A 13,519-nucleotide genomic window follows, 5' to 3' on the forward strand; every position below is an offset into this window, starting at 1 on the left:
TGGAAAACTGATATCACGCGGTGAGGTCTTGCCCCGCTAATTCATAGCGAAATGCAGCTACCCTTAACCTCATATTTCAACGGCAGGCAGGATAATCTTTATCATGCGCGCGTCTGAACGGTTCTTTATCAATGTTCCATCAAAGGATGAACATGTCTGGCTGACGATTTGCTGTAAATCACCTTCGTGTGCAAGGTTTGGCCTGAGGCTTACCAGCACGCTTTCCACTAAAAATCTGCGACAGTAGCCGGTTTAGCCTTGTTACCGACGCAAGCATTGCTGCTACAGAAAGCGGGCGTTTTACAGCGCTGGCACATGCCAGTCGGGGGGAGGGAATAGCGCGTTTTTGAACAGTAACATGACCCTGGTCCTCATCGTCTTATGGATGGCTGACTGACCCGAAGGGCAATTATCGCCAGGTGAACTGCCGCTGGCGTTTCCGGTAAGCAACACCGCCATGAAAGCGTTAGCTCATCGGGATAATCATACAGATGCCACGATGCCTGAATGAATCCGCGCTCAGTATAATCAGGATGCAGGTTGAGTAAAGGCAGGAACGGCGGGTGAGTGAGGATTGGTTTAGGTTACTCAGTTGTAATGTTAGCGAATCAGCAGCCTGTTATTTCCCGACGTCTTTTGCCGCATCGCGTGATTCAGGACCTACTCCCGCCATTGTCCATGCGCACTTGCGAAGGTGTGAAGCCCGTGACCTGCTTAAAACGATTACTGAAGTGGCTTAAGGAACTGAAACCATTATCCAGCGCTATCTGGGTTAACGGCAGCGAGGTTGATCGCACCATCTGTTGTGCGTTTTCCATGCGGCGTTGCATAACGTACTGATGCGGCGCAACGCCCAGCGACTGACGAAACATGCGGGCAAAATGGTATTCACTCAGGTTTGCCTGCGTGGCCAACGTATCAAGCGTCAGCGGCAACGCCAGATGCTCATCAATAAATGCCAACGTATTGCGCAAGACATAGGGCGCCAGCCCGCCGGTTACTGTCGGGAGCCGCCACTGCACGCTGGAATAATGCTGGATGAGGTGGGTTAACAGCAGGGTGCTGGCCGTGCTCAGCATTAACTGATTCGCAGGCTGTTGCCAGTCACAGCTGAGTAAGAACTGACGATACAAGGCGGTGATTTTAGGATCGCTGGAAAATATTTTCTCATCCAGCGTAATCGACAACGGATTGCGATCCCACACTTTCTCGCCGACCTCGCGTAAGTGTTCATCGGTGCAATAAAGATGCACAAAGGTGAGGTCATTACGCACATCCCAGCTGGATTCACTCTGCTGGGGCATCAGACAGAATTTATCAGGCCCGCCACCGTTGCGCCATCCGCTCGCCGTTTTGTGATAGCTCTCGTAACCATCCGCCACATAAAGGCTTAACGTGTGATGATTACTGTTTACGGTGACCCGGTCTTGCTTGTTGTGCCATGCCGCCAATCTGATGCCGGAATTGAGCATGACCGATTCGCGCAGCACGGCCTTTTTTTGACGCAGCGTTTCAAACGTGTCGTAAACGCGAGACATAACTCTTTTCCGCCAGATGAACAGAGGCTCAGTCTAAGGCGAGTTCAGGCCGGTAGCCAGATTTGTTCCATTAAATGCGCAAGATTTTGCAAGTCACTCGCAAGGCCATGAAAGCCTCCGCCCGGAAAATCCGACACACTGTTTCCTCTCTCGCTCAAAGGAAAACGCATGAACGCATTACTTTACGCGGTGGTGGTGGCTATCTGGGGAACCACCTGGATCGCTATTTTTATGCAGCAGGGGCCGGTGGATGTCACCGTTTCTGTGTTCTGGCGTTTTGCTATCGCCAGCCTCTTACTCCTGTCACTGCTGAAAATAGTGGGCCGTCTACGTGCCTTGTCACTTCGCGATCATCTGTTCTGCCTTCTACAGGGATGCTGTGTGTTTTGCTTTAATTTTTGGTGCTTCTACACGGCAGCGGGCTATATCAATACCGGTTTAGAATCCGTGATTTTTTCCATGGCGGTGCTCTATAACGCAGTCAATAGTTACCTCTTTTTCGGGCAGCGCCCCCAACCGCGTTTCTGGTTTGCCGTCACCCTGGGATTAACCGGCATGATCGTATTGTTTTGGCAAGATCTGGACGTCAGCGGCTGGAACAAAGGATTGTGGACAGGAATCGGCCTGTCGGCGCTTGGCACCTTTGGTTTTTCTTTGGGGAATATGATTAGCCTGCGGCACCAGCGCAGGCAACTGGAAACGATGACCACCAATGCCTGGGCCATGCTGTACGGTGCCATCGTGATGGGCGGCATCGCCTGGGCGCGTGGCGTGAATTTCTCGCCGCTGTGGACATTACATTATCTGAGTGCGCTGCTTTATCTGTCTGTATGCGGATCGGTCATTGCGTTTTGGGCTTATTTTACCCTGGTCAGACGCACGGGTGCCGCAAAAGCAGCCTACACAACGCTGATGTTTCCGCTGGTCGCACTCACCTTGTCAACAATGTATGAAGGTTACCAGTGGCAAAGTCACAACGTGGCCGGATTGCTGCTTATTTTAGGTGGTAACCTGGTGATGTTTGCCCGCCCGTTGCACTGGCTGAAACCGAGAACCGTGACGGATACGGTTTAGCCTGGCCTCAGACAGATCGCTTATTGAGCGCTTGACGGAACGCTCTGCGGTTGAAGCTGGTAAATCCATGCGGTGACGCTGTCACCGTTTTCACGGAACGTTTCAACCCTGATGCGATCATAACCTGCCTCAAACTCATCCAGCATTGGCCAGTGTAAGCTCAGGTTGTCAGAAGAGAAAAGAAACCCATTAACCCGCGGAGCCTGATCATCCACGACGATACCGGGAAAGCCCGCAGCGGCGCCTCGTCCTTCAGGAAAGTAAAAACCGCTGACAAAGCCAGTCTGCCACATACCGCCAATGCCCTCCAGGATAGGCGCATTGCTGCGGCCCGGACATAAGGTGCCGTAAACAAACAACGTTTCCATAGTCATCTCTGTCATAAAAAAGAGTCACCTTACTCTGACCGGATGTCTCTGTCATTATGGATAAACTGCTGGCTCCGCGCCGGCTTATTCTCACTGACAAGCCAGCCCGGAGCCCGGAGCCAGGAGCGTCATAAAACACCTCATGGCTGAACGCTCAGGGGCAACAGAACAAAAAGCGCGAATCAAACCCAAAAGTTTAACAAAGTAGACCTAATTATTTTAACCACAATTTAACGCGTAGCGCTTATTTGGTATTTTTCAAGTTTCGGAACCGAAATATATCTGAAATTAACAGGTAAAGCTGCTTTGCGCTGTGCCGATAAGACTGTATTGCGATAACGAATCTTTTATTAAACATCCAGGGGTTTTTTTATGACTATTACACAGCGTTTAGTGCTGGCATTTTCGTTGCTGGCATTATCACTATGTGCGCTTGTTGCTGTTTCATTATCGGTAATATCTGGCTTCCAGTCTCGTTTTGAATATGTTCAGGTTAATGCGATACCCAGCATTAAAGATCTGAATAAATCCATTAGCGCAACTAACCAACTGGGTCTTGCATTATATCGACACCAGACAATGGCCGACGGTACAAAACAGACGGCAGCCGAAGAAAAAATAAACGGTATCCTTGATAATATCAAATCGTTAACTGATTATTATATGGCGAATGATATTTCCAGCGATGAAGATAAGGCCATGACGGTTCAGGCACTGCGTAATCTTGACGCCGTTCGTAGCGCTTTACCCGCATTTCTTGCGGCTTCACGTAGCCATAATAATGCGCTTTCTCTTGAACTGCTTCAGAGCGACAACGGCATTGGTGCCGCAGCACGCAAAATGGAATCTGACTTCACTAAACAAATCGATCTGAACATTCAAATTGGTGATGCGTTAAGGGCTGAAAATAATCATGTTTATTCTCAGACCATCTGGGCAATGACCAGCGCATCTGTACTGGTTATTTTATTACTCGGTGTATTTTCAGTCAGCATTATTCTGGGTATTAAAAGAAGCCTGTCCAGCATAAAAGATACGATGGCGACGGTCAGCAGTAATCTTGATCTGACAAATTTAGCACCGGTACTAAGGAATGATGAAATTGGGCAGACAGCGATAGCGTTTAACGATCTGCTTAAACGTGTTTCCACCACGCTGTTGTCAGTCAATCATGCTGCGCAGTCCGTCAGTACAGGTTCCACACAAATCGCCGCAGGCAATGAAGATTTGTCATCGCGCACCGAGCAACAGGCGGCATCGCTGGAAGAAACATCGGTAAGCATGGCGACGCTGAGCGATACCGTGCGTCAAAATGCGGAAGGTGCCGTACAGGCCAGCAACCTGGCGAATAATGCTAACACCATGTCTAAACAAAATGGTGGCGCAGTCAGTCAGATGCTGACAACCATGGGCGAAATTCGTGGCAGTTCTGCAAAAATCTCGGAAATTACCGGCCTGATCGAAGGCATTGCTTTCCAGACCAATATTCTGGCACTTAACGCCGCCGTGGAAGCTGCACGCGCCGGTGAGCATGGTCGCGGGTTCGCGGTTGTCGCCTCAGAAGTTCGTAATCTGGCACAACGTTCTTCCTCTGCGGCTCGCGAAATCAAAGAGCTTATTACCGCATCCGTTTCACAGGTAGAGCAGGGGCTGGAGCAGGCAACGAGCGTGGGCAGTAACTCAGATAATGTCAGCAATGCTATTCAGCAGGTTGCCGACTTAGTGAATGAAATTGCTGCCGCTACGGCCGAACAGAGTAAAGGCATTGAACAGGTCCATCTGGCTATCGGGCAGATGGATGAAGTGACGCAGCAAAACGCCTCTTTGGTCGAAGAAGCATCCTCAGCGTCTAAATCGTTGCAGGAGCAGGCAGAAACCCTGTCGAGACTGGTTTCTACTTTTAAAGTGAATGACAGTGTCGCGCATGCCCCTGCATCGATCAGCGCACCGGTGAGCCAGCCGTCACTCGCCTTGAAAAGGCCAGATTTAAAAGCAATAAACGTAGATAAGGTCAACTGGGAAAGTTTTTAAGGCGTTATGTAAAAATCTGACCCGTTTAGGATCTTGTTGATTAGAGAAAGCGCTGTAGTAATACAGCGCTTTTTTTATTAACCCAGTCGTCAGCGGAGGGTGCTGTCGGGCGCTATTTCGACGGGCCAGCCGCATAACAGTCAGATCGTCTGCTGAATGCCGGTTATCGGTAAATTTGTTACAGACAGCATCTCTGTTGCGCTGGGCGGGTGACAGATGAACATCACCCGTTTATCGATCCTCTTTCTTCCCGCTGACGGGACGCATTCAGAACCGCGTTTTTTCCCGTTCCATCACCAGACTGAGCGTGGCAGGCAGCAGCGTTAAGGTGACCAGCGTTCCGGTAACCAGACCGCCAATAATGGCGTACGCCATCGGCCCCCAGAACACCTGCTGAGAAATGGGCAACATACCGAATATCGCCGCACAGGCCGTCAGCAATATGGGACGGGCGCGATGGATAGCGGCACTGCGGATAGCCTCATTATGTGCCATGCCTGCCTGGGTGTTACTGTCCACCTCACTGATCATTATCACCGCGTTGCGGATAATCATGCCGGCCAGCGCAATGATCCCCAGCAGCGCAACGAATCCCATTGGCGTACCGCTCGGCAGCATGGCAATAACAATGCCGGGTAAGCCAAAAGGGGCCATCAACAGCGCCAGCAGCATTCTGGAAAAGCGTTTTAACTGCAACATCAACAGGATAAGCATAAAACACAGCGTCACCGGCAACACGGCAAAGACGGAGCTGTTTCCCTTGTCCGATTCTGCAACGGTACCGCCTTCTTCAATGTTATAGCCAGCAGGTAAGGATGCACGAAATGCATCCAGGGCGGGCCTTAACTGGTCTGATACCGTTTCAGCGCGTTGCGTGGGGGCAATATCGGTTTGCACCGTGATGTAAGGCAAGCGCTGACGCCGCCAGATAACCGGATCGTCAAGTTGCCATTTTAATGTCGCGACTTGCCCAAGGGGAATTTTCTGCCCGGAGGCCGTATTCAGCATCAGGCCGTGCAAAATGTCGGTATCTTGCCGCTCGCGATCGTCTCCCCTTAACACCACATCAATGAGCCGGTTATGGTCGCGGATGGTGGTTACTGTACTGCCAGACATCACAGTATTGAGCATCGAAGCTATGCTTTCCGAAGAGACACCGACCGCACGCGCTGCCGTTTGGTTCACATCAACCTTGATGACCCGTTCTGGCTCGCCTGCGGTCATGTTCACTTCACGTGTATCCGGCGAGCGTGAGATCTGGGCGGCCAGCGTTTCCGCGATGTGACGAACGTTGCTGTAATCGGGGCCGGTGACACGGTACTTGAGCGGCCAGCCAACTGGCGGGCCCAGTTCAAGGGGCGAGACGCGCGACGTCACATCACTAAAATCACGCGCCAGAATGCGTTCGAGCTTACGCCGCACTCTGTCTCGCGCTTCAAGGTTCTTCGCCACCACTACCAGCTGTGCCGTGTTTTCATTATCCAGCAGGACTTCCATCGGCAAATAAAAGCGCACGGCACCAGAACCGATATAGCTGGAGAAATGATCGATATCGCTATCGCGGCGCATCACGCTTTCTAGCTGCCCGGTGCGCCGCGCCGTTTCGGTCTGAGAGGCATTAGCCGGCAGCGTCAGGTTCACCAGCAGCTCTGGACGGTCGGACGCGGGGAAGAATTCGCCCTGCATCAGCGTCGTCCCGAACACGCCCATTCCTAGCAGCAGCAGGGCGCTTATTACGGTTGCCCAGCGATAACGTAACGCCTGATCAAGCAGGCGGTGATAAAGCCGTGCCATCCGTCCCGGTTGTTTATGCTTTACGCCGGCACCCTCGGTCAGCAGCCAGGTGCCCGTAACGGGCGAAAACAGGATAGCGACCACCCAGGAACAGAGCAGGGAAATGAGGACGACTGCAAAGAGTGAGTAACAATATTCACCCGCACTGGACGCCGCAAATCCCACAGGAATAAAACCGGCAATCATCACCAGTGTGCCGGTTAGCATAGGAAAGGCAGTGGTTTTAAATGCATAGGTTGCCGCCTGCCATTTGCTGTCTCCGGCTTCAACGCGCGAAACCATGGTTTCCACCGTGATCATGGCATCATCCACCAGCAACCCGAGCGCAATAATCAACGCGCCCAGCGAAATACGTTGTAAGCCAATCCCTGCAAATGTCATCCCGACAAACGTCATGGCCAGCACCAGCGGAATCGCGGCCGCAACCACCAGCCCGGCACGAAAACCCAGCGAGAAGAATGATATCGCCAGCACAATAATGACCGCTTCCGCCAGCACCCGGACAAACCCACTGACAGCCGTTTTCACCACCGTGGATTGATCGGCGATCTTTATCATATTGATGCCATGGGGTAGCTGGCCGGCAATAACCGTCATCCGTTGATTGAGCGCCTGACCAAACCTGAGCATATTGCCCGCATGGGACATGGAGACGGCAAGGCCAATCGCCGGTTCGCCGTTAACACGGAAGGTGGAAGACGGCGGCTGCGCAGGCTGGAGTGTGATTGTCGCGATACTCGACAGCGGGATAAAACGCTGCCCAATACGCAGGGTAACGGCCTTAAGGCTTTCCACCGTCGTCAGCGCACCACTGACGCGAAGCGCGATATTCTCTTTATCGGTGCGTATTTCCCCAGCAGGTGCCACTGCGTTCTGAGCGGTTATGGCATCGCTCACCTGCTGAAGATTAAGGCCCATGCCGTCCAGTTGCCTGGGCGAAAAGGCGACAACGATCTGTTCTTCCTGTTCACCCAGTAGGGTGATTTTGCCCGTATCGGGCACATCCATCAGGCTACGACGAATCTCGTCGACCTTATCACGCAGTTCACGCGGGCTAAATCCGTCGGCGGTAAAACCATAAATCGTGCCAAACGTATCACCAAATTCATCATTAACACTGGGGCCCTGAACCCCTCGCGGAAGGGACGGGGCAATATCCTGCATTTTTTTACGGATTTGATACCAGATAGTCGGCACCTGTGCCGGTGGCGTATCATCGCGCAGATTGACAAATATCACCGACTTTCCGGCGCGCGTTTCACTTTCAATAAAATCCAGCGAAGGCGTTTCCTGAAGTTTCTTTTCCAGCGTATCGGTGACCAGTTGCATGGTGTCCTCGACCGAAGCGCCAGGCCATTGGGCGGACACCACTGCGGTTTTAATGGTAAAGGCCGGATCTTCATTACGGGGCAGATCGATGTAACTGAGTACGCCGGTCGTCATCACCAACAGCATAAAGAAAATGACCAACTGCTGGTGAGCTAATGCCCAGGCGGACAGATTAAAGCCGTTCCGATTACTGTCCGACCTCATTTTTCGCTCTCCTCAAGCTGAACGCGTTCACCCGGCAACAGCGTTTTTACACCTGCGGTAACCACGCGCTCACCGGGTTGAACCCCGGCACTGAGATAGATCTGCTGTGCGTCAAAGCGTGCCAGCGTAACGGGCCTGACCTGAATCTGTTGGTTTTGCGGGTTCACCACGAGTACGGCGGGGCGATCCCCGTCCCGCGTCAGTGCACTGGCTGGCAGGGCAATCACCTGGTCGGCTTTTCCAGAGAAAACGCCCAAAACGGTCGAGCCCAGTGCCATCGCAGCGGGCGGATCGGTCAGCATAACGCGGAGCCGCCAGGTGCGTGTTTGCGAATCGGCCTGCGGGCTGATATCGCGAAAACGGCCCTCTGCCGTTATGGCGGGGTTTGATAACAGCGCAATCTTAACTGGCGTGGTTGTTGCACTTTCAGAGAGTGTAGGTTCGGCAAGGTCAAAAACGGCATCGCGATCGCCGTCAGCGGCCAGCGTCATCACCGTCTGGGCGGCACTGACGACCTGCCCGGGTTGAACATTCACCGCCGTAATCACGCCGGCCCCTGGCGCAGTAAGCTGTGTCCAGGCCAGATTATCGCGCGCGTTTTTAAGTGCGGCCTCACTGCTCTGGCGACGGGCGACTGCGGCCTGCCAGTCGCCTTGTGCGCTATCTAACTGCGCACGAGAAATGGCACCGCCCGGCATGAGCAGTTGCATACGGCGGAGTGTGAGAGCGGCAACGTGTTCTGATGCGCGTGCGCTGTTGAGGTCGGCAGTGGCACTGCTGAGCTGATTTTGGGCGGCATTATTCTCTAACGTGGCAAGTACCTGGCCTGCGTTAACGTGCTGACCAATATCGACGGCTCGGGCAATCACGCGGCCATCCAGCCGGAAGGCTAAGGCTATCTCCTCATGCGCCCGGATTTCGCCCGTCTGCGTCATCAGGCCCCCCGAGGAAAACGGCGGCACCGTTACGGTCCGAACAGGTCGTAGTGTTTCGCCCTGAGCAGGCTTTTCGTCTTTACAGCCTGCAAGCACCAACATGCCCACCATCACGAACAGTGACGGTACAACGTAATCAAAGATGGCGAGGTGACGCAGTGCCTGACGAGCAAAAGAAGGAAAAAAATCTGTCATAACCGGATTCCTTAAATAAGACAGGCTCATTTAACGTGGGTTATGTCCAGAAACCTTTTATGGATCATCAAGAAATGGTCAAGGTGAGCAAAAAATGCCTGACCAGGTTGGCTGACAGGCAGACTCGCGCGGTATTTTACGCAGTCTGCATGGCGTCATGTAAGGGCAGGGTAATGGTAATGTGCAGTCCGCCCTCTGATGGCAGCCGTGCCTGGATACGACCGCCATGAGCCTCAATGATAGCTTTCGCAATGGACAGTCCCAGACCGCTGCCGCCGGAATGGCGGGCGCGTGAAGACTCTGCCCGTGTAAAACGCTCAAAAATAACGGCTAAAAACTGAGGTTCGACGCCAGGCCCATAATCACGAAACTGCAGGGTGATCGCTGTGGCGGACGCCTGAGCATAAACGGAAATTCGTTTGCCTTCTGCAGCATAGCGCAACGCATTCTCCATCAGAATCGTCACGACCTGACCTAAGCGAGAAGCATCTCCCGTGTAAGGCAGCGATGCGGGCGACTGAACCTCTATTGCTACCTGCCCGGCCTCGGCCTGAAGCGCCAGCCAGGCGGTTCTCTCACGCAATAACTCAGCAAGGTTAAACCGGGTCAGACTCAGGCTGAGCTGACCTGCCTCTGCTAACGACAGTAAATGAAGCTCATCCGTCAGACGACTCAACTGCGTCAGCTGTTTCATGATCATGGAAAACTGCTGGGGTTCGGGTGCAAATACCCCGTCCACAATGCCTTGCAGACGTCCCATTGCGGCGGTCAAGGGAGAACGCAGTTCATGAGCAATCGCGACATGCGACGCTTTAAGTTCACGTTCGTAACGCACCAGTTGCTGTGTCATCAGGTTGAAGTCTTCTGTAAAACGCACTAACTCTTGCGGCGCGCCATCAACCTGACCGACCGAGGTGCCGAATTTACCCTGTGCCACATCCCGTGCCGCGTGTGCCAGTTGACTAAATTGTTTCGCCAGTGGCAGGGCAAAGCGCAATCCCATCACGACAAAAAAGGGAATAATCACCGCGACCAGCACCGCTACGGTAATCCAGTCCGCAGACGCGATAGAGGGATCGGAGAAGCCGACGCCCCACCACTGATCGACAATCTGATGGAAGCGAGCCGTATCGCGCTCCGGATGCACGCGCAGTCGAGAAAACTCCTCCCACAGCGCGGTTGGCATCCGGTAGTAAACCCAGAGCGTTTGCAGGGCAAACCTCAGCCACATACAGAACGCAATAAGAATGACGCTGCCTAAGCCGAGAATGAGTATACGAATGCAAATCCAGCGCCACATTGAGTCATGGGTTTTCTGCTTCATGGTTGTCTGAACCTGTAACCCACGCTGCGAACGGCGGGTAAAATTTCCGACATCCCTGCAGCTTCAAGTTTGCGACGCAGATTATACACATGCGTATCAACCACCCGCTCAAGGGCATCACTTTCTGGAAGGCAGTTCTCAAGTAAAAACAAACGGCTGAAAGGACGCGTCGGCGCGCGCATCAGGGTAACCAGAATAGAAAATTCCGTTGGCGTCAGATCGAGCCTGTGGACGCCATTAACCACGGCGGTAAGTGATTCAGGATCAACCTCCAGTCCCGCCCAGCAGAGCTTTTCATCTGGCACTTTCGCCTGCTGTGTGCGACGCAGTACAGCCTGAACACGTGCGACGACCTCTCCGGGATTATAGGGTTTGACGACATAGTCGTCAGCGCCATAACGCAATGCGCCAATCCTGTCGGGCGCTTCCCCCATCGCGGTTACCATGATGACAGGCGTATCACCGCTGCGCCGGATGGCAGCCAAAACTTCGGTGCCATTCATCACCGGCAGCATGACATCCAGCAGAATCAGATCGGGCTGCCAGCGCTGGGCCTGTTCCAGACCGGTCATGCCGTTGCTGGCGATCGCCACGTCATAGCCATCCCGTTTCAGATAGGCTTCAAGTACGCCCGCTGCATCAGCGTCATCTTCAATAATCAGCACGCGTTTCGTTTTCATTTGGGCCACCTTGACCGTTTCTCCATCGTTTCCTGGGCTTACGTTGACACGTTGTTTTTATACTCCAGCCTGGTCGCGACATCGTCGCCTTAGTGACACAACCTGATGAGATCAAGCAAAGTGATAATAACCTGAAAACATGCGCTTCACATGGTCAGTTTAATGCTGACGTTAAGTGTTCTGGCTAGAACCAAAGGAGGCAATTGCCTCCTTTGGCGCCCCTCGTCATCAGGCACGACAACGATCGTTCCATGAGTCTCTGTAGATAATATTACCCTCCGTATACTTCCAGGTAATTGCCTCATAACGTAATTCGAGTGTTTCCAGATGGTTGCTGCTCATACCTGTAGGGGCAAGGTAAGGGGAAACTGTCGTGATTTTGACGTTTTCCAGGATGATATTGAAATATTCAGACTCAATGCCCGATTCCAGTATTCGGTACATCTTGATCGTTGCTTTTTTCAATGTGCGGCCTTCACAGACGGCGCGATACAAAATAGGTGTCGTTTGGTCAAATTCTTTCACTATCGTGATCGGACTATGAACGCGCGTTCCGGTAAGTTTTCCCCAGCTTGGGTCAACTGGAATAGTGACACCGTGAGAGAATGATTTTAACTCGATAGAACCCAGACGGAGTGGCATCATGCAGCTACCGACTATCGGAGATCCGTTCTCATCTTCAAGCCATAAATGTGCGGGTGTAGACATATTATTTCCTTATAAATAAATTTACGATGATGCTAACGTTTGAACTTTACAATCTCACATATTGATAAAACAACCATCACAAATACAAAAAATACGGGGATAAGCCAGATTGGGCTGTCAGGAAAAAACAAACCCTGAACTAAAGCGAAAATTATTGTCAGCACTGCCGGGCCATAATACGAGATCAATGATCTGAATACCCGTCTGAAAAACCTTTTAATAAGATTCATCATGATTATCGAATCATCCTGGTGATGATATCTGCAATACCATCATCCGATGCCCATTGTGCTTTAAACGCCTCAGCCCGCTCAAACAATGGCTCTATGAGGAAGTACATCATTTCTAGTTGTTGCATGTAGAGTGCAGAGTAATAGGCTGGGTATTGGACGTGTAGGCGATGGGCACTATCTGCCGCTTTCTGTACCACGCCGTATATCCCAATAGCCCCTACAACCTCGCCCGCTCTTCGCCCTGCCAGTGCACTGAGTTCAAGACTTAGATTCATGCCTGCTGCGACAAATGATGCTGTTGCCAGAGCAAACCCAGCGTTTGTGAGTGAACTGGCGGCAATATGGATATTAACAGCCATAAGCATTTGTTTGATGCGCTCCAGTTGATCGGGGGTTTTATATTTAAATATTTCTTCGAAATATATTTTAAACATGTCATACGCAACATTGCCATGTTGCAAAAGATAAATAACGCTGTTTTTGAATCGAATGTCTTCGGTCTTTTGTTTCTGGCAGACATCCTGATATTCATCAGTAAAACAGGATGTGTAATACAGTGCTCGCGTTGTACCTGCAGCGATCGTCTCAATCTGATTTGATACGGCTTTTCCTGCACCCGCTAATGCATGGTCGAGTTTTAACGCAAGAATTTTATTAGCCTGAAAATAGCTGATAACTTCATTGCTGTAGTACATAACTGCTCCTTGCTTATTTCATTAAATCCTCTTGCTCATTTTTGTCCAGGGGAAAGCGTCCGATAAACAGTCGGCAGCGAAACGGAAAATAATTCGGCCAGATCGCTTATTGAGTACTCACCGCTTCCGTGCATCCTGCAAAGTTCTTTTTGCTGTTTATCTGACAACTTTGGCTGTTTTCCTCGCCGTTTCCCTTTTGCCCTGGCGATGGCCATACCTTCGCGTGCAGAAAAATGCGCACTGTATGGCCTGATTTTGATGAAGGCCAGCAACTGGAGTATTTGGTCGCTTACGTCAGATGAGCTGGCGCTCGCAACCAGCCGCCCCGGAATACTGGCGCAAATTTATTGTATCCTGCAGACGAGTTATTTTAAGGCCAAACATGCTTTCTTTCATTTTCTACCGAAGGAT

General features: G+C 51.8%; 10 protein-coding genes and 1 pseudogene. 2 read left to right on the forward strand and 9 right to left on the reverse strand.

The window, feature by feature from the left end; all coding sequences use genetic code 11:
• Positions 1–653: 653 nt before the first annotated feature.
• Positions 654–1,538: a helix-turn-helix domain-containing protein gene (locus QNH99_RS21750; protein ID WP_410516533.1), complete on the reverse strand. Its 885-nt coding sequence runs from the start codon at positions 1,536–1,538 to the stop codon at positions 654–656.
• Between the two features lie 168 nt (positions 1,539–1,706).
• On the opposite strand from QNH99_RS21750, the gene QNH99_RS21755 reads away from it, so the two are divergent.
• Entirely contained in the window at positions 1,707–2,612 is a 906-nt protein-coding gene (locus tag QNH99_RS21755) for a DMT family transporter (RefSeq protein ID WP_410517753.1), read from the forward strand.
• Between the two features lie 20 nt (positions 2,613–2,632).
• Here QNH99_RS21755 and QNH99_RS21760 read toward each other — a convergent pair whose 3' ends face one another.
• A complete protein-coding gene (locus QNH99_RS21760; RefSeq protein ID WP_410517769.1) occupies positions 2,633–2,980 on the reverse strand; it encodes a gamma-glutamylcyclotransferase family protein in 348 nt (115 codons plus the stop codon).
• 372 nt (positions 2,981–3,352) lie between these two features.
• Here QNH99_RS21760 and QNH99_RS21765 point away from each other — a divergent pair, with 372 nt between their 5' ends.
• Positions 3,353–5,011 (forward strand): methyl-accepting chemotaxis protein, encoded by a 1,659-nt coding sequence (locus QNH99_RS21765; protein WP_410517754.1) that lies wholly within the window; start codon positions 3,353–3,355, stop codon positions 5,009–5,011.
• A 267-nt stretch (positions 5,012–5,278) separates the two neighbouring features.
• Here QNH99_RS21765 and QNH99_RS21770 read toward each other — a convergent pair whose 3' ends face one another.
• The 7 genes and pseudogenes from QNH99_RS21770 to QNH99_RS21800 all read right to left on the reverse strand — a co-directional run.
• Positions 5,279–8,338 (reverse strand): efflux RND transporter permease subunit, encoded by a 3,060-nt coding sequence (locus tag QNH99_RS21770; RefSeq protein WP_410517755.1) that lies wholly within the window; start codon positions 8,336–8,338, stop codon positions 5,279–5,281.
• Complete coding sequence (locus QNH99_RS21775; protein WP_410517756.1) at positions 8,335–9,468, reverse strand: efflux RND transporter periplasmic adaptor subunit; 1,134 nt, start codon at positions 9,466–9,468, stop codon at positions 8,335–8,337. The genes QNH99_RS21770 and QNH99_RS21775 overlap by 4 nt, the downstream gene beginning before the upstream one ends.
• 136 nt (positions 9,469–9,604) lie before the next feature.
• On the reverse strand, positions 9,605–10,792 hold the full coding sequence (locus QNH99_RS21780) for a sensor histidine kinase (RefSeq protein WP_283378541.1): 1,188 nt from the start codon (positions 10,790–10,792) through the stop codon (positions 9,605–9,607).
• Entirely contained in the window at positions 10,789–11,472 is a 684-nt protein-coding gene (locus tag QNH99_RS21785; protein WP_096011606.1) for a response regulator, read from the reverse strand. The genes QNH99_RS21780 and QNH99_RS21785 overlap by 4 nt, the downstream gene beginning before the upstream one ends.
• A 228-nt stretch (positions 11,473–11,700) precedes the next feature.
• Positions 11,701–12,180, reverse strand: a complete 480-nt coding sequence (locus QNH99_RS21790; protein WP_096011605.1) for an Hcp family type VI secretion system effector — start codon at positions 12,178–12,180, stop codon at positions 11,701–11,703.
• Between the two features lie 235 nt (positions 12,181–12,415).
• A complete protein-coding gene (locus QNH99_RS21795; protein WP_172896926.1) occupies positions 12,416–13,108 on the reverse strand; it encodes a hypothetical protein in 693 nt (230 codons plus the stop codon).
• Between the two features lie 35 nt (positions 13,109–13,143).
• Positions 13,144–13,332, reverse strand: a pseudogene (locus QNH99_RS21800) (helix-turn-helix domain-containing protein); the annotation flags it as partial.
• Positions 13,333–13,519: the final 187 nt, after the last annotated feature.

It is taken from the genome of Pantoea allii (assembly GCF_046529425.1).
Lineage (GTDB): Bacteria > Pseudomonadota > Gammaproteobacteria > Enterobacterales > Enterobacteriaceae > Pantoea > Pantoea allii.